Raw genomic sequence first — 21,178 nt, forward strand, 5'->3', positions numbered from 1 at the left:
TTGGCTCGGTCATCATCTGGAAACAGCCGCCACCTTGGCCCGCGCCGCGTGCAGCTTCTTGTAGCTGTCGATCAGGCGCAGGTGCCGGTCGATCCCTTCCAGCTTCATGCTGGTCGGGGTCAAGCCATAGAAGCGCACATCGCCATTCACCGAGCCAATCACCGCATCCATCCGCTCGTTGCCAAACATGCGACGGAAATTGGCTTCGTAATCCGCCAGGTCCAGATCTTCGTCGAGCTCCATCTCCAGCACCGCATTCATCGCCTGGTAAAACAGGCCACGCTCGGCGGTGTTGTCGTTGTACTGCAGGAACATCTCCACGCACTCCTTGGCTTCTTCATATTGCTGCAAGGCCAGGAAGATCAGCAGCTTCAACTCGAGGATGGTCAGTTGGCCCCAGGCGGTGTTGTCGTCGAACTCGATGCCGATCAGGGTGGTGATATCGGTGTAGTCGTCCAGCTCGCTTTCTATCAGGCGCTCGAGCAACGCCTGCAACTCATCCTCGTCGAGGCTGTGCAGGTTGAGGATATCCGCGCGGAAAAACAGCGCCTTGTTGGTGTTGTCCCAGATCAGGTCTTCCACCGGGTAGATTTCCGAGTAGTCCGGCACCAGGATGCGGCAGGCGGTGGCGCCCAGGTGCTCGTACACGGCCATGTAGGACTCTTTGCCCATGCCTTCGAGAATGCCGAACAAGGTCGCGGCTTCCTGGGCATTAGAGTCTTCACCCTGGCCGGAGAAGTCCCACTCGACGAATTCATAATCCGACTGGGCGCTGAAGAAGCGCCACGACACCACGCCGCTGGAGTCGATGAAGTGTTCGACGAAGTTGTTCGGCTCGGTGACCGCCTGGCCTTCGAACGTCGGCGGCGGCAAATCGTTCAAGCCCTCGAAGCTGCGACCTTGCAGCAGTTCGGTGAGGCTGCGCTCCAGCGCCACTTCCAGGCTTGGGTGAGCGCCGAACGAGGCAAATACGCCACCGGTACGCGGGTTCATCAAGGTCACGCACATCACCGGGAACTCACCGCCCAGGGATGCGTCCTTGACCAGCACCGGAAAGCCCTGGGCTTCCAGGCCCTGAATACCGGCGAGAATCCCCGGGTATTTGGCCAAGACTTCTGCCGGTACATCCGGCAGGGCGAACTCGCCTTCGATGATTTCGCGTTTGACGGCGCGCTCGAAGATCTCCGACAGGCACTGCACCTGGGCTTCGGCCAGGGTGTTGCCGGCGCTCATGCCATTGCTGAGGTAGAGGTTCTCGATCAGGTTGGACGGGAAGTACACCACTTCGCCGTCCGACTGGCGCACGAATGGCAGCGAAACAATGCCGCGCTCTTCATTGCCGGAATTGGTGTCGAACAGGTGCGAGCCGCGCAGTTCGCCGTCGCGGTTGTAGATTTTCAGGCAGTAGGGGTCGAGGATTTCGCTGGGCAGCTCATCCTTGGGGCCCGGCTTGAACCAGCGCTCGTCCGGGTAATGCACGAACGGCGCGTTGGCGATCTCCTCGCCCCAGAACTGATCGTTGTAGAAGAAGTTGCAGTTCAGGCGCTCGATGAACTCGCCCAGGGCCGAGGCCAGCGCGCCTTCCTTGGTCGCGCCCTTGCCATTGGTGAAGCACATCGGCGACTGCGCATCGCGGATATGCAGCGACCACACGTTGGGCACGATATTGCGCCACGAAGCGATCTCGATCTTCATGCCCAGGCCGGCCAGGATGCCGGACATGTTGGCGATGGTCTGCTCCAGCGGCAGGTCCTTGCCGACGATATAGGTGCTGTGCGAGCCCGCGCTCGGCATCAACAAGGCCTGGGCATCGGCGTCGAGGTTTTCCACCTCTTCAATCACAAACTCAGGCCCGGCCTGTACCACTTTCTTGACGGTGCAACGGTCGATGGAGCGCAGGATGCCCAGGCGGTCCTTGTCGGAGATATCCACCGGCAACTCGACCTGGATCTTGAAGATCTGGTTGTAGCGGTTTTCCGGATCGACAATGTTGTTCTGCGACAGGCGAATGTTATCGGTGGGGATATTGCGGGTATCGCAGTACAACTTCACGAAGTACGCCGCGCACAACGCCGATGACGCCAGGAAATAGTCGAACGGACCCGGTGCCGAGCCATCGCCCTTGTAGCGGATGGGCTGGTCGGCCACCACCGTGAAGTCATCGAACTTGGCTTCAAGTCGGAGGTTGTCGAGAAAGTTGACCTTGATTTCCATGGGGAACACCGAATAACGAGCAAAACGAAATGGCGGCCATTATCCGGTTTTTCAGCGCGAAGTCTTGCGCTTTTCGGCAAGCGGGTGGTCACGCTTCTTTGAGTACAAACTCAAGGCCAATACCTACTTCTTTCAATACCTGCGTAGCGCGGTCTACAAAGCGCTCGCCTTGCTCTGGCAGCTCATACAGGCCGGTGATGCGGATGATGGGAGATCTGCCTTTAGCTGCCGGGTAGCTTTCCAGAATTTCACCGCTTTCGATGAAGGCGATGTAAGTGTTGATTTTTTCTTGAAGCAACAGCAGATGCTCACCTTGTTCAGCCTTGTTGCCCCACTCCAGGTGATCGGTAATGACCAGCACCACCTTGTCTGGCTCCCAATCGGGTACAGCACAAATGTCGATGACTCGGGTATCCAGAATGGACATGGTTTTTCCTTCATGGAGGGCGTGCCAGGCCAGCCATATAGCGTTGGTCAGCAGTGGCAACTGATGTACAGCTCCAGATCTTTGGGGAGTGGGATGGCTGTAAGGCGTTCTATGGCTCTGGCTTGCTCTCGGGTGAGGAGGTAGCTATGTAGGGCGTCTGCTTCGCTCTGCCAACCCATGATCGGCATCAGTATTTCTGTAGTGAGAATCGGTAGTTTTGTCTCGAATACAGCGTCGTCACTGTTTGCAGGTGCGCCGTGTATTTCGAATTTCAGTGGGGCTTTTCCGGTGCGAAACACCATCACGACTTGAACCCTGGTAGCCCGTTGGCCCTGCGCCAGTTTTTTACGGTCTTGGTTATGCCCTCGGGGGAGTCATCGGCCCCATCTTCTGGATAGAAGATAAGGTCAGTACCGTCTGGGTGCTCGCTAAGCTGTCTGAATTGCATCAGCAGTTTGCCAAGGTCCTTGTCGGAACTTGCTTCGTTGATGGCAAGTATTTTATGGATGAGGCTAACGAACTCGGTCTCGGTGTAATCGGTAATGGATTTTTTAATGGTCATCGCTGTATGGGGTCTTGAACCCTGGCAGGCCGTTTGCCTTGCGCCACTCTTTGACGATTCGAGTGACTTCCTCGGGGGACCCGCTCGAACCGTTTTCGGGGTAATAAATCAAATCGGAGCCTGCCGGATGCTGGCTGATATTTTTGAAATGCAATAGAAGTGCGTCAGCACGAATATCTATTTCGGCTTCCATATCTTCCTTGAGAAGCTCCTCTAACAATTCGATGAATTCGGCCTCGGTGTAGTCCGAGAAGCTGTTTTTCATCAGTGTGTTTGTCATGGCTGGCCTACTCAGCACTCGTTTTGAACCCTGGCAAGCCATTAGCCTTGCGCCACTCTTTAACGGTGTTGGTTATACCTTCGGGGGTGCATTGCGTTTCCTCCTCCGGCCAGTAGATCAGGTCGGATCCGTCTGGATGCTCGGTAAGCCGTCTGAACTCGTCCAGAAGGTCATCCAGCACTTCATCGGAAGTGCCGTTCCCATTTGCGGTAAATATTACCTGCATGAAGCTAATGAACTCGGCTTGGGTGCATTCATTAAGACGACTTTTTGAGGCCATTGCTTTATGACTCCTTGAGTCCCGGCAAGCCATTGGCCTTACGCCAGTCTTGGACTGTTTTCAAAATTCCCTTTGGCGAATCGTCTTCGCCATCCTCGGGATAGTAAATCCAGTCAGATGCAGCCGGGTTGCCGGTCATTTCAATAAAGTGCTCTAACAGCTGATCCTGATATTTCTCCGTGCCCACCGCATTGCATATTTCTTCAAGCAGTTTAAGAAAATCGCTTTCGGTGTACTCAAGTAGAGAGCCTGGGAACCTGGTCATCTCAGTCGTAAATCTCATCACCAAACGCCATCACGATTTGAATCCTGGCAAGCCATTAGCCCTGCGCCACTCTTTGACTGTTTTCAAGATTCCTTCTGGCGAGTCATCAGCATCGTCAGAGGGGTAAAAAATCAGATCTGAGCCTTTGGGATGCTCTGAAATTTTCCGAAAATGCTGAACTAAAGCGGAATGATCTTCCTCGCTTTGACAGTTGACCTCGCAGATATCTGTCAAAAGTTGAAGGAACTCTTTTTCTGTGTAATCAGAAATGCTGTTTTTTAGCATGCTTAATTTGTTCCTCTATGAATATCAATGTGCCTTCTAGGTGTCGCTACGCTCAGGTTGTCAACATCGTAAATAGCGCCCCCTTGGGCAATTTCGACATGATGGTGTAGCTCGTACTTTTCTCGCGATCCCACTCGACCACTTTCTGGTGTGTATGGGGAAAACCCTTTATCTAGCAGCTTTTGGTTGACTGTTCTGAACTGACTTCTTAATTCTGAATCATTACCTACAGCCCTCCAAAACGCCTCCCGAAAAGCATCAAAGCTTCTGAACTCCTTCCCGCGCAACTGATCGGCAATCTCCGTGGGTATCGGAGAGCCCAACCCTGAGCCCGCCCCAGCAAGCCAGACTCCACCTATATCCTGCCCGTGACCCGTAACCGTACCGGGCGTCTTGCGCACGCTCAGCACGATATAGAGCGGCTGAACCCCAGACCCCGGCGGGAACACCAGGATGAAGTCCTTGTACTCCGGCGGGTAGACCGGGTTGACGATGATGGTGTCCGCCTGTTCGGTGGGCGGAAAGATCCAGATGTGGGGGGCCTGGGGCGCGGCCTCCAGCGGGGGGATGCCGGAGGTGCTGGACGGGTCGACTGCTGGGGTCCAGATCAGGGTGACGCCGTCGCCGAAGTCGGCCACCTGTTGCTGGCCTTTGGCAACGAAGCGCACCACCGGGACCATTTCCCAGCCACGCTGCTTTTGCGTGTTATAGCCGTAGCCCTTGAGCGTGCCGTCGGGCCGTTGTTCGATATGCAGGCGGACGCGGGTGCGGCCTTCCTTCAGGGCGTCGAGTTGCTCAGGCGTGTACAAGGCGCTATCGCCCAGGTTCGACGGCCAGAGCATGGCCACCAGGCCAGCCAGGGCACCCGCGACGACTCCGCCGGTTGCCGCGCCAGCCCCCGCGGACGCCATGGCCTCGCCACCCAGCGCAAGGCTGCCCAGCGCGGCGGGAAGGGCGCCGCCGCTGATTTTCTTGAGCGGGATATTCCCCGTCGCGTCGGCTCCACGACCACCCAGCAAGACAAGCTCGCCATAGTCCTTGATGGCGTCGGTGGGGATTGCTCCGGATGGGCTGAGGTAGTCCATGACCCCGTCGGGCAGCTTGCAGGATTTGGTGAAGGTGCAGCCGGCAATCGCCTGTTGCTTGCGGGGTGGGCTGGCGAGGCTGTCCGCATAAGCTTGTTGGCGGGCCAGCATCCGTTCATAGGCGTTTTGCCTGGCCTCTTGCTCCGCCAGTTCGCTGGGCGTCATGTCTCTATAGGTGACGTGATGCCCGTCGCCGGAAGGGGGATTCTTGATCGGGGAGAGTCTGTTGCGGGCCATCGAGCGTTCTGCCTGTCCATCCGTTGCGGTTTTCCAGCCGGAGGCGGGATGGCATCAACCCTATTGGGTAGGGCGGGGCATTACTGTGGGAGGAATCTGAAAGGTTTGAAGGGCGAGTCTTTACTTTTGTGGGCTGGCGGCCCATCTATGCTGCCGCACTGGGTTCCTGCTTAAATGCCAGCGCCTATCCACTCAGCGCGTCTGACACCATGAATACCTTCAAGGACGAACTCGCTCTCACCGAGCCACCAGCCGACGAGGCCTCGATCCGTCGCCGGTCGTTGTTTGCCGGCTGTGGAGCCCATGCCATCCATGATGGCCTGACCGACCTGATCTATGTCTTGCTGCCCATCTGGCAAAGCCAGTTCGGCCTGAGCTTTGCCCAGGTCGGGCTGTTGCGTGGGGCCTATTCGGGGATGATGGCCGGCTTTCAGTTGTTGGCCAGCCGCGCGGCCAGGCGCTGGGGGCGCGAGCGTCTGCTGGTGGGCGGTACCGCACTGGCCGGGTTGGCCTATCTGCTGGCGGGGCAGGCCGGGGGCCTGACGGTATTGCTGTTGGCCCTGATGTTGGGTGGGCTGGGGGCAAGTACCCAGCATCCGCTGGCGTCGTCGATGATCACCGATACCCATGAGGCTGGTGGCGGCGTCAAGCAAGCGTTGGCGCAGTACAACTTTTCCGGCGATATCGGCAAGACCCTGATTCCGGGGCTGGTGGGCCTGTTGCTGACGCTGCTCAGCTGGCGCGCCAGTGTCACCCTGATGGGGCTGCTCGGGCTGGCGGCCGCCGGGTTGCTGTGGTGGTTGATTCCGGCGCAGGCGGCGGAGTCGTCCAAGCCTGCAAAGACCGCCAAGACGATCAGCGGAAAAGGCTCGGCCAGCGGGCTGCGGGCGCTGATTGTCACCGGCACCCTGGACAGCGCGGTACGCATGGGTTTCCTGACCTTCCTGCCGTTTCTGCTGAAGGCCAAGGGCGCCGGCACGGCGGGTATCGGCCTGGCCTTGACCCTGCTGTTTGTCGGCGGGGCCTTCGGCAAGTTGCTGTGCGGTTACCTGGGCGCGCGCATCGGCATGATGAAGACCGTGTGGCTCACGGAGTTCACCACGGCGCTGCTGATCGTACTGGCGGTGTACTTACCCTATCTGGGCCTGATGGCGGTCCTGCCGCTGCTGGGGCTGGCGTTGAACGGCACCTCGTCGGTGCTTTATGGCGCGGTGCCGGATCTGGCGGGGGCGGGCAAGCGCGAGCAGGCGTTCGCGATCTTCTATACCGGCACCATCGGCGGCGGGGCGCTGGCGCCGGTGCTGTTCGGCAGCCTGGGGGACGTCACTGGCGTGCCCGTCGCGGTGATGGTGCTGGCGGCTACCTTGCTGCTGACGTTGCCCCTGTCCTGGTCTGTACAGCGCGGCCTGGATGCGGATGCTCGGCTGGTCTGAGCCGGCTCAGGCTTCCCGTCCATGGGCCGTCGCGGCCAACTGCTCGGTATCGACCCGCACGAAGATCGAGTCGCCTACCGCCGTCAGCACATTGCCAGCGTAGACCTCGCAGATCACCCGGCTCTTGCGGCCGAGTTCGCCTTCGACCTTGGCGCGCAAGGTCAGGGGCACGCCCATCGGCGTCGGCTTGATGAATTTGATGCCGAGGTTGCCGGTCACGCAGTTGATCCGCGGCTGGCTGTCCAGGGCGCGATTTTCGGTGCGGTAGTGGTAGGCCATGGCGGTCCAGTTCGAGTGGCAATCCACCAGCATGGCGATCAGGCCGCCGTACACCAGCTCGGGCCAGCCGCAGTATTGGCTGTCCGGCAGGTGCTCGGCCATCACATGCACCCCATCCTCATGCCAGTGGCTCTTGATGTGCAGGCCATGGGGGTTGCTGCTGCCGCAGCCAAAACAAACGCCGTCCGGCGCGGTGCTGTCTTGCAGGGAGAGTGGGTGCATGTGTTTGTCCTTTTTATTGTTGGAGAGGGTCCGGGCGAAGCGGTCAGGCCGCGACCTGGGCCTGGATCTGCAGATCGCCCTCGACTTCCTTGACCAGCCCGCTGGCCAGCAACAGCGGCAGTAGGCGCTTGTGCAGTTGCGGTTCGACGAACTCCTTGACGGTGTCCAGCGCCAGGTTGCCGCTGACTTCCAGCTCGGCCTTGGTGTAGGACAGCCAGGCCTTTTTCAGCACCAGCAGGACGTCGCTGCCCGCGGTGGTGGCGAAGCGGCGGTGGGTCGTCCGGCCGTCGAAGTCGAAGCTGTGCTGGTAGGCATAACCGCTCTCGTCGCCCGCGCTGGCGACACAACGACCGCAGGTGCATTTACCGTCGCCGAAGGCCGTGCGCAGATAGGTGTTGAAGTCCACCACGGGCTTGAGCCCCAGGCGCTTGTCGACTTCGAACAGATCCCCGGTCAGTTTTTCTTCAGTGCTCAACGTCCATTTCCTCAAGTCATGCGGCGTGTTTTTACAGGGCCGCACGATACCAGCCGGACGCTTGCAGGGGGTACTTTTCTGCCCGGAGGGAGAGCGAGAGTGCATGTGCCAGGAGCTTTAGGACAAGGCTCCTGGCGGGTCGAGGGGGCTAGATATCCTTGCCGAGAAAGCTGTCCGCATCTTCGGGTCGTGGCTTGAGCAGCCTGTTCAGCAGGCGGCCGTCGATGGCCGCCAGGCCCAGGGCGATCAGGGTCATGCCCAGGAAATGCTTGGCCTGCAGGTGCTCGTCCAGCAGCAGGCCGCTGAGGACGATGGCGCTGATGGGGATCAGGAAGGTCACCAGCATCAGGTTGGTGGCGCCGGCGCTGGAGAGAATCCGGAAGAACAGCACATAAGCCAGGGCCGTGGACAGCAGGGCGATGCCCAGCAGCGCGCCCCAGGTGGCCAGGCTCGGCACCGCCAGGGTCCAGGGGCGGTCCACCAGCAGCGCCAGGGGCATCAACAGCAGGCTGGAGGCGCTGATCTGGCCGGTGGCGCTGATCAGCGGGGCCACGCCCATGGCCTTGAAGCGCCGGCCGAACACGCCGGCAAAGGCGTAGGACAGCGCCGCCCCCAGCACCGCCAGCTGCGCGCCGAGGTTGTCGCCCAGGCCGGCCAGGGCGTCCATGCCGATCATCAGCGCCACGCCGATAAAACCGACAATGACCCCGGCCAGCTTGTTGCCGGTGAGCTTTTCATCGGCGGTCAGCAGGTGCGCCACCAGCACCGCGAACAGAGGAGTGGTGGCATTGAGGATGGCGGCCAGGCTACTGGCGATGTGGGTCTGGCCCCAGACGATCAAGCAGAAGGGGATCAGGTTGTTCAGCAGGCCCATGGCGAAAAAGGCCAGCCAGATGCGCCTGTCCCCGGGCAGCGACAGGCCCAGGATGCGAATCAGCGCCAACAGGGCGAGGGCGGCCAGGCACACCCGGCACATGACGATGGTCAAGGGCGGCAGCTCCTTCACCGCGATGCCGACGAAAAAGAACGACCCGCCCCAGAGGATGGACAGCGCGATCAACTGGCCCCATTCCACCACTCCCATGACTTTTTGCGTGGCCATGTCCGTCTCTCCTGCGTGACTGTCGATGATTGAGTTGTGCTCGTTGGCTTGCGTCAGCTTGAAACCTGGTTATGGCGAATTATTCTGAGAGTCGGAGGGCACTGACAAACGAGCATTTTTCGCTGGATGGTTGAGGAGGGCTAAACCTTGAATATGAACTTGCCGTCGCTGGGGGCGTTACGGGCGTTCGAAGCCACGGCGCGTCATCTGAGCGTGACCCTGGCCGCCGGGGAACTGAACGTCACTCCCGGCGCGGTCAGCCTGCAGATCAAGGAGCTGGAGGCGGCCCTGGGCATTCAGCTGTTTGTGCGCCGGCCGCGGCAGCTGATCCTGACCGCGCCCGGCGAGCAGTACTTCGCCACCTTGCGCACGGCCTTTCGCCTGATGCGCGAGGCCACGGTGGAGCTGCTGGGGCGGGCGCGCCTGGATGTGCTGGTGCTCAGTTGCACGCCGAGTTTCGCCATGCAGTGGCTGGTGCCGCGCCTGGGCGGGCTGGAGGCGCGGTTGCCCGGGGTGGACGTGCGTATCAGCGCCTCGAACCGCAAGGTCGACCTGGCCCGAGATGGCGTGGACCTAGCGGTGCGCCACGGCTTCGGACGCTACGACGGGCTGGTCAGCGAGCGTTTGCTGGATGATGAACTGATCCCGGTGTGCAGCCCGCAACTGCTGGGCGAACGCATCCGCCTCAGCGTCGATGACCTGGCGGACCTGCGCCTGCTGCACGATGAACATCGGCATGACTGGCAGCTTTGGCTGGAGGCCGCCGGGGCCTCCCGGGTCGATGGCCGGCAGGGCACGGTGTTCGTCGACAGCAACGGCGCCATAGAGGCCGCCAAGGCCGGCCTGGGGGTGGCTCTGGTGCGCCTGTCGCTGGTCCAGCGTGAGCTGGCCGAGGGCCTGTTGCTGGCCCCAATTGCCCGGAGCGTGGCCAGTGACCTGGCCTATTACCTGGTGTATCCGGCCACGGCCCTGGAGCGATCGAATGTCGCGGCGCTGCGGCAGTGGTTGCTGTCCGAGGCCGGCCGCGGCGCGAGCAGTGAAGTAAGTGGCCATTAAAAGAGCGGCATATTGCCTTCTCCAACCAGGCATCGTGCTGGCCCCGCAAGCGCTAAATCACCGCCAAAATCACTTTAATTTCAGGTGGTTAGGTAGATCGAAAAATGCGCAATGTGTGGATGACGCTGACCTCGTTCGCCTTGGTCAGCGTGGCTGTCGCGGCCGAGGGCAAGGAGTTGCCGGCCAATGACCGGTATGTGTGCAGTTGGGGCGCGGGGACGGCGGCGCGGGCGCAGGAGCTGAAACTGTCGGGGGTTTCGCTGTATGCCGCGCGGCAGAAGTTGCAGACCTATAAGTTCACCAAGGGCTGGATGCGCATGCTGGCCCTGGGCATTACCGAGCAGACCTACGACAGCCCCTCGCGGGCCAAGCCGGCCACGGTGCGGCAGAGTTTTTACGACGATTGCGTGCGCTACAAGCTGGCGCGCAAATAACCCAGGGGAGGCATGCGCAATTGCCGCGTTGCCCAGGCTGCCATGCTGGCGTGGGCGTCGGCGATCCTGGACCGGGGCATGACGGCTTTGCCTCCTGTCCCCGGACCTTTGGCCCCTGAGCCGGCAGAGCCCGTCGTCATCTGATCCGTATTTTTCTTCGTCACCTGCATCTGTATCGGGATCAGATCCGGCCTGACAATGACGCACCCCTCAGGCGCACCGGCCTGCCGGCTGGAGCCTGAGGCGGCGTTCTGCTTTTCGCGTTGGCGAAAACCTATTGTTCAGGAGGCCTTTATGGCGAAGATGGCGATTTTCTTGTTTGGATTCTTGGCGCTGACCATTGCGATTGGTCTGCTGGCGACCATCTCCCCGGTCTGAGGGGAAACCTCAGGCCGGCCCAGTCTCTCTGAGGTGGGCCGAACCGCTATTTCGAAAACTTCCTCGCCCCGGCCACGCACAAAATCACTGCCAGGGTCACTCCCAGCATGCCCAGGCTGACCTGTTCATGCAGCAGGGTGGCGGCCAGGGCCAGGCCAAAGAAGGGTTGCAGCAATTGCAACTGGCCGACGGCGGCGATCCCTCCCTGGGCCAGCCCGCGATACCAGAAGACAAAGCCGATCAGCATGCTGAACAGCGCGACGTACGCCAGGCTCAGCCAGGCGGGCAGGGTGATGCCGTTAAACGAAGGCGGGGCCCGCAACAGGCTCAGCACCACCATCACTGGCAACGCCAGTACCAAAGCCCAGGAGATCACCTGCCAGCCGCCCAGGGTCCGGGAGAGCTTGGCGCCTTCGGCGTAGCCCAAGCCGCACACCAGAATCGCCAGCAGCATCAGGATGTCTCCGGCCGGTGACGCGCTCAGCCCCTGGGACAGGGCAAACCCCACCACCAGCAGGCTGCCCAGCACCGAGAACAGCCAGAACACCGGCCGCGGCCGTTCGCCGCCGCGCAGCACGCCGAACACCGCGGTGGCCAGGGGCAGCAGGCCGAGGAAGACGATGGAGTGGGCCGAGGTCACATACTGCAAGGCCAGCGCGGTCAGCAGGGGAAAGCCCAGCACCACGCCCAGGGCGACTATCGCCAGGGGCCACAGCTGGTTTCTGCTCGGGCGTTTTTCCTGGAACAGCAGCAACAGGCACAAGGCCAGGACTCCGGCGATGCTGGCGCGGGCCACGGTCAGGAACAGCGGGTCGAACTCCAGCACGGCCATCCGGGTGACCGGCAGCGAGCCGCTGAAAATCAGCACGCCGATAAAGCCGTTGAGCCAGCCGCTCGCGGCTTTTTGGGTGCTGGGGTGTGGCAGGGATGATGTCCGTTCCATTCAGGGGCTCAGCTCTGTTCAAGGGTAAGCGCCGCGCTTCAGGGCGAGATTGTGCCTGGGCTGCTCAGGCCCCATCCTAGGAGTGCTAAGCAATACAATCAAAATATTGTCATGGATACATCCCGCTATGGCCCGTGCCCGCTACAAACAACTGGTCGATGGTTTTGCCGCCGATATCCGTGGCGGTGCATTGCCGCCCGGCACCCGCTTGCCCACCCACCGTGAACTGGCCGCCAGGGAAGGGCTGGCCCTGGTGACGGCATCGCGGGTCTATGCCGAACTGGAGGCCATGGGCCTGATCAGTGGCGAGACCGGGCGCGGCACCTTTGTCCGCGAGACCGCGCTGCCACCGGGGCAGGGCATCGACCAGCAGGCGACCGCGGCGGGCACCCTGGATCTCAATTTCAACTATCCGGCGTTGCCCGGGCAGGCCGAAGTGCTGCGCGGCGGCCTGCGCCAGCTGGCGGCTGCCGGTGACCTGGAGGCGCTGCTGCGCTACCAGCCCCACAGTGGCCGCAGCCATGAGCGGGCCGCCGTGGCCCGGCACCTGGCGTGTCGCGGGTTGCAGGTGGACGCAGACCAGGTGTCGATCGTCAGCGGCGCCCAGCACGGCCTGGCGACCACGGTGATGGCGCTGCTCAAGCCCGGTGATGTGGTGGCCACCGATGCCCTGACCTACCCGGGGTTCAAGGTGGTGGCCGACGCCCACGGCGTGGAGCTGGTGTCGATTGCCCTGACCGAGCACGGCCCCGATCTGCAGGCCTTCGAGCAGCTATGCCGCAGCCGGCGGGTGCGGGCGGTGTATGCCATGCCGACCTTGCATAACCCCATGGGCTGGGTGCTGGACCTGGCGTGGCGCGAGCGTCTGGTGCACATAGCCCGGCAGCATCGGCTGCTGATTATCGAGGACGCCGCCTATGCCTTTCTCGCCGAGAATCCACCCGCGCCTCTGGCGGCCCTGGCGCCGGAGCTGACGGTGTATGTGTCGGGGTTTTCCAAGAATGTCGCCACCGGGCTGCGGGTCGGTTTTGTCGTCGCGCCGCCGGCCTGGGTGCCGCCGATCGAACGGGTGATCCGCGCGACCACCTGGAACACCCCGGGGGTGATGACGGCGCTGGTCTGCAACTGGATCGACGACGGCACGGTGCAACGCCTGGAAGCCGAGAAACGCCAGGACGCGAGAACCCGCCAGAACCTGGCCAGGGAGGTGCTGGCCGGCCTGGCGTACATCGGGCATCCGGCGTCCTATTTCCTCTGGCTGCCGCTGCCCGAGGAGGTGCGCGCCGATCAGGTGGCGATGGCCTTGCTGCGGGAAAAGGTCTCGGTGTCCACCGCCGAGCCCTTTGTCAGCGCCGCGCCGGTGCCCCACGCCATCCGTTTGGCCTTGGGTTCGGTCGATATGGATCAATTGCGGGTGGCGTTGGAGCGGGTGCGGCAGGTGATTGGTCAATACGCCTATTGAAGGCTCCCGCGCGGCACGGCGCGGGAGCCTTCGGCCGTCAGACCTTGAACTGGGTCACCAGGCCGTTGAGTTCCACCGCCAGGCGTGACAGGTCCTGGCTGGCGGCGTTGCTCTGGTTGGCCCCGGCCGAGGTCTGGGTCGCCAGGTCGCGGATATTCACCAGGTTGCGGTCGACCTCGCGGGCGACCTGGGCCTGCTCTTCGCTGGCGCTGGCGATCACCATGTTGCGTTCGTTGATCGAGGTGATGGCCTGGGTGATCTGGTCCAGGGCCAGGCCTGAGGCGCGGGCGGCTTCCAGGGTCAGGTGGGCGCGCTCGTTGCTGTGGCGCATGGCGCTCACCGCGCCTTCGGTGCCTTCTTCGATGGTGTTGATCATGCTTTCGATTTCCTGGGTCGACTGCTGGGTGCGATGGGCGAGGGCCCGCACCTCATCGGCGACCACGGCGAAACCCCGTCCGGCATCGCCGGCCCGGGCCGCCTCGATGGCCGCGTTGAGGGCCAGCAGGTTGGTCTGTTCGGCGATCGAGCGGATCACCTCCAGGACCTGACCGATATTGCGCACATCCACCGCCAGGTGTTCGACCTGCTCGCAGGTGCGGGTCACCTCGTCGGCCAGGTCGCCGATGGAGTCGACCGTGTGTTGCACCTGCTGCCGGCCGTGGTGGGCGGTGGTGTCGGTTTCCCGGGATGCCTCGGAGGTGCTGACGGCGTTGCGCGCCACTTCTTCCACGGCCGCGGTCATCTCGTTGACCGCGGTGGCGGCCTGTTCCAGTTCGTTGCTCTGCTGGTGCAGGGTCTTGCTGGAGTCCTCGGTCACCGCATGCAATTCCTCGGCGGCCGAGGCCAGTTGGCTGGAGGAATCGGCGATCTTCTGCAGGGTGCTGCGCAGGCTGTTCTGCATGCGTTGCAGGGCGTGCAGCAGGCGCGCCGGTTCGTCGTTGCCGGTCACGCTGATGGCATGGCACAGGTCGCCGCTGGCGATGGTCTCGGCGACTTCCACGGCCTGGCTCAGCGGCCGCACGATGCTGCGGGTCAGCACTATGGCCAAGCCGACGGTCAGCACCAGCACTATGACCAGGATCGTCAGCACCAACCTGACGGCGCTCTGGAACACATCATTGCTGCGCGCGGCCGCCGCTTCGCCACCGTGGGTATTCACCTCGACCACGGTCAGCAGCTCCTTGAGCATGGCGTCGGCATTGGCCAGGAAGGGGCCGCCGTCGACGATCGCGATCGCCTCGTCCTTGCGCCCCTGGCGCGCCAGGTCGAGGACGCGCTGCTGGTCCTTGAGGTACAGCGCCTTGACGCCAAGGAAGCGCGCGTACGCGGCCTTTTCCTCGGGGGCGATACTGAGCTTTTCGTAGACCAGTTGCTGGGCCGACAATTGCTCTTCGAGCTGATTGATCCGGTCCAGCAGGGCCTCGACGTCGCTTCTGTCGCGTACCACCAGCTGGCGCAGGGTCAGGGTGCGGATCTGGGTGCTGGTCAGGGCCATGGCGTTGGCCGCGACGATCGAGGGCAGCCAGTTCCTGTCGACCTCGAGCGACTGCTCGTTCATGCGCCGCATTTCCAGCAGGGAGAAGGTCCCGAGCGCAACCGCCAGCAGCGCGATCAGGGCAAAGCTGAGGCCTGCACGGCGGGAAATGTTCATCGATCGTAAAAGCATGACTGTGTTCCTTGTGGCGGCAAAAGGCACAACCTGCGCGGCATCCGGCAGGTTCGCAGCAGAGCGGCGCGCGCTCGGAAAGGCTCCGGGGCGTCGTCGGTTCTTGCAGGCAAGGCAGGCGGGAGGCGCATCGTGGCGCCTTCTTTTATGGGGTCTTCCGGTGTGGGCGGGGTTGCCCGGGCCCCGGCCGGAGAGGTGGCGATGATATCACAGTGATATCGATGGCGTCGGCGAGGTGGAGCGCGCGGCTCCACCTCGAGGGGCTTAACCCTGCTGGATGCCCGCGCGTTTCAGCAACTGCTTGCAGCGTTCGGACAGGTGGGTCACCCGCAGGTGTTTGCCGGCCTTGCTGTAGCGTTCGCGCAGGGTTTTCAGGGCGGCGATGGCCGAGTAGTCGACGAAGCTCAGGTGGCGGCAGTCGAGGGTCACCTGGGCCGGGTCGCCCGCCGGGTCGAAGTGGTTGAGGAAGGGCGTGGTCGAGGCGAAGAACAGGGTGCCGTGGACCCGGTACAGCTTGCTGCCGTCGGCTTCCTCGTGGCTGTCGGCGTAGAGTTCGCGCGAATGCTGCCAGGCGAAGTTGAGGGCGGCGATGACGATGCCGCACAGCACCGCGATGGCGAGGTCGGTGAACACGGTGATGATGGTCACCGCGACGATCACCAGCATGTCGTTCAGCGGCACTTTGTGCAGCACCCGCAGCGAGCCCCAGGCGAAGGTCTGCTGGGCCACCACGAACATCACCCCGACCAGCGCCGCCAGCGGAATGCGCTCGATCAGGGGCGAGAGGAACAGCACGAACAGCAGGATCATCACCCCGGCGACCACCCCGGACAGCCGGCCGCGGCCGCCGGAACTGAGGTTGATCACGGTCTGGCCGATCATTGCGCAACCGCCCATGCCGCCGAACAGGCCGGAGGCGATATTGGCCGCGCCCAGGGCCACGCACTCGCGGTCCGGGAAGCTGCGGCTCTCGGTGATTTCGTCGGTGAGGTTGAGGGTCAGCAGGGTTTCCAGCAAACCGACCATGGCCATCAGGAAGGCGTAGGGGGCGATGATGCCCAGGGTTTCCAGGTTCCATGGAATCTCCGGCAGCACCAGGCTTGGCAGGCCGCCGGCGATATGGGCCATGTCGCCCAGGGTGCGGGTTGGCAGGCCCAGCAGGTGGACCAGCAGGCCGACTCCGAGGATCGCCACCAGCGCCGGCGGCACCGCGCGGCTCAGGCGCGGCAGCCAGTGGACGATCGCCATGGTCAGCGCCACCAGCCCGAGCATCAGCCACAGGGGAGTGCCGCCGAGCCAGTGTTCATCGGTCTTGAAGTGCTCCAGCTGGGCCAGGGCAATGATGATCGCCAGGCCGTTGACGAAGCCGAGCATCACCGGATACGGCACGATCCGCACCAGCTTGCCCAGGCGCAGCAGGCCGAAGGCGATCATGACCAGCCCGCCCAGCAGCACCGTGGCCAGCAGGTACTGCACGCCGTGTTGCACCACCAGCGCGACGATCACCACCGCCATCGACCCGGCGGCGCCGGAAATCATCCCCGGGCGGCCGCCGAACAGGGCGGTCAGGGTGCAGATGATAAAGGCGCCATACAGGCCCATCAGCGGGTTGAGGTGGGCGACCAGGGCGAAGGCGATGCACTCGGGCACCAGGGCGAAAGCGGTGGTGAGTCCGGCCAGGACGTCGGCGCGAAGGCGAGCGGGTTTCATGGTTTACCTGAAAGGGTGGCCAGCAGTGGCCGGGGATTGTGGAGAAGGCGGCGGATGTTACGGAATAGCTGTCGTGCCGGCCACCCGGGGCTTGTATTGACGGGCGAGCGCGGCAAGACTGCGCGCCCGCAGCAGCACAACCCCGGCCAGCCAAGGAGCCTCCATGCCATCAAGCAAACGCGAGCAGGCGCGTCTCGAACGCCGCCTGGTCGCCAGCCTCACCGACGCCTGCGAAACCGCCAAGGCGCAAATCGTCGGCTTCTCCTGACTGACCCATGTGCTCGATTACGCGGCGTTTCCCGCCAGCCTGAGGGTGGTGTGGGTCTTCGACACCCAGGCCAGCAAGACCCAGGCCCTGGCCAGCGGGCAGGGCGAACGCATGCTCGAACTGACGGCCATGGCCCTGCATGAAGCCGGCGTGGAGTTGCGGGCGCTGGCGGCCCATGTGCGGTACGACAGCGAAGAGCAATGCCAGCGCATCAATGGCGGCAACTGGCAAAAACGCCTGGCGCGGCTGGGCTGAGAGCCGCTGAAAAGCGCGGCTAAACGCCGCACCCGACCATGGTCGCACACAACCTGTCATCCATTTGGCAGGAAGAGGGCCGCCGCGTTTTGCTACCATGCGTGGCTTTTACGGATGAGCCGCCCGGCGGGTCATCTGGATTTTCGGCTCCTCAAAGGGCGGTAACGAATGAGTGTTTTGTTGAGTCGCCGCGAGGTGATTGCAGGTATGGGGGTGTTGGGTCTCGGTCTCCTGGCCGGCTGCGATACCCGGGGTCAGTTGTCGTACAAATATGGCAAGGATCTGAGCGACAAGATCATGGGCCGTACCTTCAAGCTGAAGGACACCGAGGGCAACGTCAGGACGCTCTCGAGCTATAGTGGCCTGATGCCGATGGTGTTCTTCGGTTTCACCCAGTGCCCGGCCATCTGCCCCACGACGCTGGCCCGCGCGGCCCAGGCCAAGAAACTGATGGGCCGGGACGGCGACCGCCTGCAGGTGATCTTCATCACCCTGGACCCCGAGCGGGATACCCCGGAGGTCCTCGACGCCTACGTCAAGGCCTTCGACCCGTCGTTCGTCGCGCTGTACGGCACGCTGGAGCAGACCGCGGCCACGGCCAAGGAATTCGACGTGTTCTACGAGAAGATCCCCAGCGGTTCGACCTACACCCTGTCCCACACCGCCACCAGTTTTGTCTACGACTCCCGGGGCACGTTGCGCCTTGGCTTGTCCCAATCGCTTACCGCGCAAGAGTGCGCGGAAGATCTACTGACCGTCATGGAGGTCTGCTGATGTACCCGGCCCTGAATAAAACCGCTATCGCCCAACGCGCCAAACGCATCCTGATCGGCCTGTCCCTGCTGGGCCTGGCTGGCCAGGCCGGGGCCCAGACCCAGGTCGACGACGCCTGGGTACGCGCCACCGTCGCCGGGCAACAGGCGACCGGGGCCTTCATGACCCTGACCGCCAGCGATGACAGCAAGCTGCTCAGCGTCGAGTCGCCGGTGGCCAAGATCGTGCAGATTCACCAGTCGAGCATGCACAACGATGTGATGAGCATGCGCCCGGCGGACTTCGTTGCCTTGCCGGCCGGCAAGGCCGTGGCCCTGGACCCCCATGGTTATCACGTGATGCTGATCGACCTGGTGGCCCAGGTGAAGGAAGGCGACAAGGTGCCGCTGACCCTGGTGGTGGAAAATGCCAAGGGCGAGAAAGAGTCGATCAAGGTCGAGGCCCAGGCCCGCGCGCTGAACATGCCCGACCACAGCAAGATGCAGCATTGATGGTCAGTGGCACCTGCGACGACCGACAGCCAGGCTGAAGCATGGCCAAGGAAATCGACAACCCCTGTATCGCCGTTTGCCAGTTGAGCGGCGACCTGTGCCTGAGTTGCGGGCGCAGCAAGGACGACATCCGCCAATGGAAGCGCATGAAACGCCCGGAAAAGATGGCGGCGGTGCAGCGGGCGAGCCAGCGCTTGAAGGCGTTGCGCAAGAAAGGCGGCGGCGCCAGCCGCTGATTTTCCCCGGCCGGCCATTGCGTGCCGGCGTTCAGACTCCCGGCGTTTGCGCCGCACACTCCTGCAACCAGGCGATACAGGCCGAGACCCGTCGCGGCATGGCCTCCAGTGTCGGATGGACGATGTAGTAGTCGTATTCGCCGCTGCGGGTAAACCCGGTGAACGGCAGCACCAGCCTGCCTTGCCCGATTGCCTCGCTGACCAGGTGCTCGCGCCCGATCGCCACGCCGGCATGGTGGATGGCGGCGGTGACGCAAAGGTCCGAGCGATCGAAAGTCACCCCGCGTTTCGGCATGGGCACGCCGTTGCCATGCTGGCGAATCCACAGCGCCCATTCGGAGTCGAAGGTGGCGTGGTCCCAGGCCAGCGAATCATGCAGCAGGGTGCACTGCTGCAGTTGCTCGACCGCCCCGATCAAACCATGGCGCTCGGCGTATTGCGGGCTGCACACCGGCGCGACCCGCTCCTGCATCAGCTTGTGCGCCACCAGCCCATGGAACTCACCATTGCCGTAGTACAGCGCCAGGTCGATCTGCCGGGTACGGAAGTCGATGCGGTCGTTGCCCACCCGCAGGTCCAGCCTGACCCCGGGAAAGCGCAGGCCGAACTCGGCCAGGCGCGGCACCAGCCAGGAATGGGCGATGGACGGGTGGGCGTACAGGGTCAGCGGCCCGGCCAGGTCGGCGTCGACCGGCTGGGCCAGGATTTCGGACAGGTCGCCCAGGGTTTGCTGGAGAATCTCGAAAATCCGTTCGCCAGCCTCGGTCAGTTCAACCCGCCGGGTCAGCCGGCGGAACAGCTGGATCGACAGCTCCGCCTCCAGCCGGGCGATGCGATGGCTGACCGCGCTGGCGGTCAGGCACAACTCATCGGCGGCCTTGCTGAAGCTCAGGTGGCGGGCCGCGACCTGGAAGGTGAACAGGTTCGAGAACTGGCTGCTGTTGAGCTTGGCATCCAGTCGGGGCGGTAGGTTGTACAAGCCGGCGCTTCTCCTGTCGGTCTGTTATGAGCCTTGCAGCACCCGGGCGCCTTGCGCCAGATAGGCCTGCATCTCGGTGTCCGGAACCATGCTGCCGCCCGTGGCCCAGACCAGGTGGGTGGCCCGGGCGTAAGCCTCGGCGCTCATGCCGCTGCGCCGCAGGTACTGGTCACGTTGTGCCTGCACGCGGGCGATACCCGGGACACCGGCCACCGCCGAAGGCTCCAGGTGCAGCTGTTGGTGCTTGCCCATCAGCCAGACCAGGGCATGCAGTTCGTCATCGCTGACCGTGTAGTACCCCTCGATCAGCCGCTGCATGGCGCGGCCGACAAAACCCGAGGCGCGCCCGACGGCCAGGCCGTCGGCGGCGGTGAGGTTGTCGATGCCGAAGTCCTGCACTGACACCTCGTCATGCAGCCCGGTGTGCACCCCGAGCAGCATGCACGGCGAATGGGTGGGCTCGGCAAATATACAGTGAACGGAGTCGCCGAACGCCAGCTTCAAGCCGAACGCCACGCCGCCAGGACCGCCGCCGACGCCGCAGGGCAGGTAGACGAACAGCGGGTGCTGGGCATCGACCCGGACCCCGGCCTGTTGCAGTTGCCGGCTCAGGCGCTCGGCAGCCACGGCGTAGCCGAGGAACAGATCGGTGGAGTTCTCGTCATCGACGAAATGACAGGCCGGATCGGCGCAGGCCTGTTGCCGCCCCTGGGCCACGGCGATGCTGTAGTCGCTCTGGTATTCCATGACATTCACCCCATGGGCGCGCAGCTTGTCTTTCTTCCATTGGCGGGCGTCGGCGGACATGTGCACCGTGACCTGGAACCCCAGCCGGGCGCCCATCAGGCCGATGGACAGGCCCAGGTTGCCGGTGGAGCCCACGGCGATTCGGTAGTGGCTGAAGAGCGCTCGGGCCTCGGGCGAGTCGAGCACGCTGTAGTCCTGGTCCAGGCGCAACAGGCCGGCTTCCAGGGCCAGGCGTTCGGCATGCTTGAGTACTTCATAGATACCGCCGCGGGCTTTGATCGACCCGGAGATCGGCAGGTGGCTGTCCTGCTTGATCCACAGCGCGCCGGGCAGGGCTTGGCCGTAACGACTGGCCAGCACCGCCTGCAAGGCCGGCAGCGGCTGGATCGGCGATTCGAGAATGCCGTTGTTGGCCAAGGTCTCGGGAAAGGCCACGCGAAAGTAGGCGGCGAAACGCCCGAGACGCGCGCTGGCGTCGGCCACGTCGGCGGCTGTCAGCGCAAGATCGCTCAGGCCATCGGCCAGGGGCGCGCGGGTGGGGGTGAACCAAGTGGTTTCGCGCAATGCCATCAGCTCTTCGAGCAGCGGGTAGCGGCGGGTCCAGGTAGCGAGTGGCTGGCCTGCGATCATGGG

At 63.2% G+C, this 21,178-nt stretch carries 24 protein-coding genes and 2 pseudogenes; 8 read left to right on the plus strand and 18 right to left on the minus strand.

The genetic code is table 11. From position 1 onward, the window contains the following. Window positions 1-12 precede the first annotated feature (12 nt). From C4K38_RS11675 to C4K38_RS11715, 9 genes are all read right to left on the minus strand, one after another. The gene (locus C4K38_RS11675) at window positions 13-2,214 is read right to left on the minus strand and encodes an OsmC domain/YcaO domain-containing protein (RefSeq protein WP_053278466.1); all 2,202 of its coding nucleotides are present in this window, start codon (window positions 2,212-2,214) and stop codon (window positions 13-15) included. Window positions 2,215-2,302: 88 nt separating this feature from the next. Continuing rightward, window positions 2,303-2,641, minus strand: a complete 339-nt coding sequence (locus tag C4K38_RS11680; protein ID WP_053278467.1) for a DUF6572 domain-containing protein — start codon at window positions 2,639-2,641, stop codon at window positions 2,303-2,305. Between the two features lie 47 nt (window positions 2,642-2,688). Continuing rightward, window positions 2,689-2,943 carry a pyocin S6 family toxin immunity protein gene (locus C4K38_RS32765; RefSeq protein ID WP_053278468.1) on the minus strand — a complete coding sequence of 85 codons (255 nt, stop codon included), beginning with the start codon at window positions 2,941-2,943 and terminating at the stop codon, window positions 2,689-2,691. Beyond that, on the minus strand, window positions 2,943-3,203 hold the full coding sequence (locus C4K38_RS11690) for a bacteriocin immunity protein (RefSeq protein WP_053278469.1): 261 nt from the start codon (window positions 3,201-3,203) through the stop codon (window positions 2,943-2,945). Before C4K38_RS11690 ends, C4K38_RS32765 begins: the two co-directional genes overlap by 1 nt. Continuing rightward, the gene (locus C4K38_RS11695) at window positions 3,193-3,483 is read right to left on the minus strand and encodes a bacteriocin immunity protein (protein WP_053278470.1); all 291 of its coding nucleotides are present in this window, start codon (window positions 3,481-3,483) and stop codon (window positions 3,193-3,195) included. The genes C4K38_RS11690 and C4K38_RS11695 overlap by 11 nt, the downstream gene beginning before the upstream one ends. Window positions 3,484-3,490: 7 nt before the next feature. Beyond that, window positions 3,491-3,763, minus strand: coding sequence for a bacteriocin immunity protein (locus tag C4K38_RS11700; RefSeq protein WP_053278471.1), 273 nt, complete (start codon window positions 3,761-3,763; stop codon window positions 3,491-3,493). A 4-nt stretch (window positions 3,764-3,767) separates the two neighbouring features. Then, complete coding sequence (locus C4K38_RS11705; protein ID WP_231998553.1) at window positions 3,768-4,046, minus strand: bacteriocin immunity protein; 279 nt, start codon at window positions 4,044-4,046, stop codon at window positions 3,768-3,770. Window positions 4,047-4,058: 12 nt separating this feature from the next. After that, window positions 4,059-4,313 carry a bacteriocin immunity protein gene (locus tag C4K38_RS11710; protein WP_081001467.1) on the minus strand — a complete coding sequence of 85 codons (255 nt, stop codon included), beginning with the start codon at window positions 4,311-4,313 and terminating at the stop codon, window positions 4,059-4,061. A gap of 2 nt (window positions 4,314-4,315) precedes the next feature. Continuing rightward, window positions 4,316-5,635, minus strand: a complete 1,320-nt coding sequence (locus C4K38_RS11715) for an S-type pyocin domain-containing protein (RefSeq protein ID WP_053278472.1) — start codon at window positions 5,633-5,635, stop codon at window positions 4,316-4,318. A gap of 209 nt (window positions 5,636-5,844) precedes the next feature. Between C4K38_RS11715 and C4K38_RS11720 the strand changes: the two genes are divergently transcribed. After that, window positions 5,845-7,068, plus strand: coding sequence for an MFS transporter (locus C4K38_RS11720; protein ID WP_053278473.1), 1,224 nt, complete (start codon window positions 5,845-5,847; stop codon window positions 7,066-7,068). Window positions 7,069-7,074: 6 nt separating this feature from the next. Here the strand turns inward: C4K38_RS11720 and C4K38_RS11725 are convergent, their stop codons facing one another. The 3 genes from C4K38_RS11725 to C4K38_RS11735 form a co-directional block, all read right to left on the minus strand. Continuing rightward, window positions 7,075-7,569: a PaaI family thioesterase gene (locus tag C4K38_RS11725; RefSeq protein ID WP_053278474.1), complete on the minus strand. Its 495-nt coding sequence runs from the start codon at window positions 7,567-7,569 to the stop codon at window positions 7,075-7,077. 43 nt (window positions 7,570-7,612) lie between these two features. Beyond that, window positions 7,613-8,044: a hypothetical protein gene (locus C4K38_RS11730; RefSeq protein ID WP_053278475.1), complete on the minus strand. Its 432-nt coding sequence runs from the start codon at window positions 8,042-8,044 to the stop codon at window positions 7,613-7,615. A 148-nt stretch (window positions 8,045-8,192) separates the two neighbouring features. Continuing rightward, on the minus strand, window positions 8,193-9,146 hold the full coding sequence (locus C4K38_RS11735; RefSeq protein WP_025809705.1) for a DMT family transporter: 954 nt from the start codon (window positions 9,144-9,146) through the stop codon (window positions 8,193-8,195). Between the two features lie 153 nt (window positions 9,147-9,299). On the opposite strand from C4K38_RS11735, the gene gcvA reads away from it, so the two are divergent. Both gcvA and C4K38_RS11745 read left to right on the plus strand, forming a co-directional pair. Beyond that, entirely contained in the window at window positions 9,300-10,202 is a 903-nt protein-coding gene (gcvA, locus tag C4K38_RS11740) for a transcriptional regulator GcvA (RefSeq protein ID WP_053278476.1), read from the plus strand. Between the two features lie 104 nt (window positions 10,203-10,306). After that, a complete protein-coding gene (locus tag C4K38_RS11745) occupies window positions 10,307-10,636 on the plus strand; it encodes a hypothetical protein (protein WP_053278477.1) in 330 nt (109 codons plus the stop codon). A gap of 424 nt (window positions 10,637-11,060) precedes the next feature. On the opposite strand, the gene C4K38_RS11755 is transcribed toward C4K38_RS11745, so the two are convergent. Then, entirely contained in the window at window positions 11,061-11,957 is an 897-nt protein-coding gene (locus C4K38_RS11755) for a DMT family transporter (protein WP_053278478.1), read from the minus strand. Window positions 11,958-12,084: 127 nt separating this feature from the next. On the opposite strand from C4K38_RS11755, the gene C4K38_RS11760 reads away from it, so the two are divergent. After that, window positions 12,085-13,419: an aminotransferase-like domain-containing protein gene (locus C4K38_RS11760; RefSeq protein ID WP_053278479.1), complete on the plus strand. Its 1,335-nt coding sequence runs from the start codon at window positions 12,085-12,087 to the stop codon at window positions 13,417-13,419. A 37-nt stretch (window positions 13,420-13,456) separates the two neighbouring features. On the opposite strand, the gene C4K38_RS32885 is transcribed toward C4K38_RS11760, so the two are convergent. The 3 genes and pseudogenes from C4K38_RS32885 to C4K38_RS11770 form a co-directional block, all read right to left on the minus strand. Next, on the minus strand, window positions 13,457-14,320 hold the full coding sequence (locus C4K38_RS32885) for a methyl-accepting chemotaxis protein (RefSeq protein ID WP_394327671.1): 864 nt from the start codon (window positions 14,318-14,320) through the stop codon (window positions 13,457-13,459). Between the two features lie 42 nt (window positions 14,321-14,362). After that, window positions 14,363-15,085, minus strand: a pseudogene (locus C4K38_RS32890) (MCP four helix bundle domain-containing protein); the annotation flags it as partial. Window positions 15,086-15,349: 264 nt separating this feature from the next. Beyond that, window positions 15,350-16,795, minus strand: a complete 1,446-nt coding sequence (locus C4K38_RS11770) for a SulP family inorganic anion transporter (RefSeq protein WP_053278481.1) — start codon at window positions 16,793-16,795, stop codon at window positions 15,350-15,352. Between the two features lie 163 nt (window positions 16,796-16,958). Here C4K38_RS11770 and C4K38_RS11775 point away from each other — a divergent pair. The 4 genes and pseudogenes from C4K38_RS11775 to C4K38_RS11790 all read left to right on the plus strand — a co-directional run bounded on the left by C4K38_RS11775 (window position 16,959) and on the right by C4K38_RS11790 (window position 18,819). Beyond that, window positions 16,959-17,318 (plus strand): annotated as a pseudogene (locus C4K38_RS11775) (hypothetical protein). Between the two features lie 168 nt (window positions 17,319-17,486). Beyond that, on the plus strand, window positions 17,487-18,092 hold the full coding sequence (locus tag C4K38_RS11780; RefSeq protein WP_007924889.1) for an SCO family protein: 606 nt from the start codon (window positions 17,487-17,489) through the stop codon (window positions 18,090-18,092). Beyond that, window positions 18,092-18,583 carry a copper chaperone PCu(A)C gene (locus C4K38_RS11785; RefSeq protein WP_053278482.1) on the plus strand — a complete coding sequence of 164 codons (492 nt, stop codon included), beginning with the start codon at window positions 18,092-18,094 and terminating at the stop codon, window positions 18,581-18,583. The genes C4K38_RS11780 and C4K38_RS11785 overlap by 1 nt, the downstream gene beginning before the upstream one ends. 41 nt (window positions 18,584-18,624) lie before the next feature. Continuing rightward, window positions 18,625-18,819, plus strand: a complete 195-nt coding sequence (locus C4K38_RS11790) for a DUF1289 domain-containing protein (protein ID WP_007924891.1) — start codon at window positions 18,625-18,627, stop codon at window positions 18,817-18,819. Between the two features lie 31 nt (window positions 18,820-18,850). On the opposite strand, the gene dsdC is transcribed toward C4K38_RS11790, so the two are convergent. Beyond that, entirely contained in the window at window positions 18,851-19,798 is a 948-nt protein-coding gene (gene dsdC, locus C4K38_RS11795; protein ID WP_053278483.1) for a DNA-binding transcriptional regulator DsdC, read from the minus strand. 24 nt (window positions 19,799-19,822) lie between these two features. Beyond that, window positions 19,823-21,175, minus strand: a complete 1,353-nt coding sequence (gene dsdA, locus C4K38_RS11800) for a D-serine ammonia-lyase (RefSeq protein WP_053278484.1) — start codon at window positions 21,173-21,175, stop codon at window positions 19,823-19,825. Window positions 21,176-21,178 lie beyond the last annotated feature (3 nt).

Source organism: Pseudomonas chlororaphis subsp. piscium (genome assembly GCF_003850345.1).
GTDB lineage: Bacteria > Pseudomonadota > Gammaproteobacteria > Pseudomonadales > Pseudomonadaceae > Aquipseudomonas > Aquipseudomonas piscium.

Excerpts from the sequence above, each read along its gene's own strand:
- C4K38_RS11745 (WP_053278477.1), top strand. The coding sequence starts at position 10,307 with ATGCGCAATGTGTGGATGACGCTGACCTCGTTCGCCTTGGTCAGCGTG.
- C4K38_RS11715 (WP_053278472.1), bottom strand. The coding sequence starts at position 5,635 with ATGGCCCGCAACAGACTCTCCCCGATCAAGAATCCCCCTTCCGGCGAC.
- C4K38_RS11695 (WP_053278470.1), bottom strand. The coding sequence starts at position 3,483 with ATGACAAACACACTGATGAAAAACAGCTTCTCGGACTACACCGAGGCC.
- C4K38_RS11705 (WP_231998553.1), bottom strand. The coding sequence starts at position 4,046 with ATGAGATTTACGACTGAGATGACCAGGTTCCCAGGCTCTCTACTTGAG.
- C4K38_RS11735 (WP_025809705.1), bottom strand. The coding sequence starts at position 9,146 with ATGGCCACGCAAAAAGTCATGGGAGTGGTGGAATGGGGCCAGTTGATC.
- C4K38_RS11680 (WP_053278467.1), bottom strand. The coding sequence starts at position 2,641 with ATGTCCATTCTGGATACCCGAGTCATCGACATTTGTGCTGTACCCGAT.
- C4K38_RS32885 (WP_394327671.1), bottom strand. The coding sequence starts at position 14,320 with ATGCAGAACAGCCTGCGCAGCACCCTGCAGAAGATCGCCGATTCCTCC.
- C4K38_RS11785 (WP_053278482.1), top strand. The coding sequence starts at position 18,092 with ATGTACCCGGCCCTGAATAAAACCGCTATCGCCCAACGCGCCAAACGC.
- C4K38_RS11710 (WP_081001467.1), bottom strand. The coding sequence starts at position 4,313 with ATGCTAAAAAACAGCATTTCTGATTACACAGAAAAAGAGTTCCTTCAA.
- C4K38_RS11725 (WP_053278474.1), bottom strand. The coding sequence starts at position 7,569 with ATGCACCCACTCTCCCTGCAAGACAGCACCGCGCCGGACGGCGTTTGT.
- dsdA (WP_053278484.1), bottom strand. The coding sequence starts at position 21,175 with ATGATCGCAGGCCAGCCACTCGCTACCTGGACCCGCCGCTACCCGCTG.
- C4K38_RS11675 (WP_053278466.1), bottom strand. The coding sequence starts at position 2,214 with ATGGAAATCAAGGTCAACTTTCTCGACAACCTCCGACTTGAAGCCAAG.
- gcvA (WP_053278476.1), top strand. The coding sequence starts at position 9,300 with ATGAACTTGCCGTCGCTGGGGGCGTTACGGGCGTTCGAAGCCACGGCG.
- C4K38_RS11720 (WP_053278473.1), top strand. The coding sequence starts at position 5,845 with ATGAATACCTTCAAGGACGAACTCGCTCTCACCGAGCCACCAGCCGAC.
- C4K38_RS11690 (WP_053278469.1), bottom strand. The coding sequence starts at position 3,203 with ATGACCATTAAAAAATCCATTACCGATTACACCGAGACCGAGTTCGTT.
- C4K38_RS11700 (WP_053278471.1), bottom strand. The coding sequence starts at position 3,763 with ATGGCCTCAAAAAGTCGTCTTAATGAATGCACCCAAGCCGAGTTCATT.
- C4K38_RS11780 (WP_007924889.1), top strand. The coding sequence starts at position 17,487 with ATGAGTGTTTTGTTGAGTCGCCGCGAGGTGATTGCAGGTATGGGGGTG.
- C4K38_RS32765 (WP_053278468.1), bottom strand. The coding sequence starts at position 2,943 with ATGGTGTTTCGCACCGGAAAAGCCCCACTGAAATTCGAAATACACGGC.
- C4K38_RS11770 (WP_053278481.1), bottom strand. The coding sequence starts at position 16,795 with ATGAAACCCGCTCGCCTTCGCGCCGACGTCCTGGCCGGACTCACCACC.
- C4K38_RS11760 (WP_053278479.1), top strand. The coding sequence starts at position 12,085 with ATGGCCCGTGCCCGCTACAAACAACTGGTCGATGGTTTTGCCGCCGAT.
- C4K38_RS11755 (WP_053278478.1), bottom strand. The coding sequence starts at position 11,957 with ATGGAACGGACATCATCCCTGCCACACCCCAGCACCCAAAAAGCCGCG.
- C4K38_RS11790 (WP_007924891.1), top strand. The coding sequence starts at position 18,625 with ATGGCCAAGGAAATCGACAACCCCTGTATCGCCGTTTGCCAGTTGAGC.